Origin of the sequence: Mesorhizobium sp. M2E.F.Ca.ET.209.01.1.1 (assembly GCF_004010375.2) — a bacterium.
Lineage (GTDB): Bacteria > Pseudomonadota > Alphaproteobacteria > Rhizobiales > Rhizobiaceae > Mesorhizobium.
On record NZ_SADP02000832.1, the window covers coordinates 1 to 317 of the forward strand.

Here is a 317-nt window from a genome sequence, read left to right on the forward strand (position 1 = left end):
ATTCCGAGCTGGAAGGATCTCGATGCGCCTCTGGCCGCGCCGTTCAAGGACGCACTCCAGAGCGCCCATCGGCGCGGCGCGCTGATCGTGGGCCTGTGCCTCGGCACCTTCGCCATCGCCGGCGCCGGCCTGCTCGCCGGACGAAGGGTGACGACCCACTGGGCCTATACGGACCAGTTGCAGGCGCTGCATCCAGACCTCGCGATCGACGCGGATGTCCTCTATGTCGACGACGGCGATATCATTACCTCCGCCGGCGTCGCCGCCGGGCTCGACTGCTGCCTGCACATCGTGCGTGCCCGCTACGGGGCGCAGGC

1 protein-coding gene is annotated in these 317 nt (G+C 69.1%); it reads left to right on the forward strand.

Annotation, left to right across the window (positions count from 1 at the left end):
- On the forward strand, positions 1 to 317 hold a 317-nt coding region (locus EN852_RS38105; RefSeq protein WP_189546568.1), incomplete at both ends, for a DJ-1/PfpI family protein.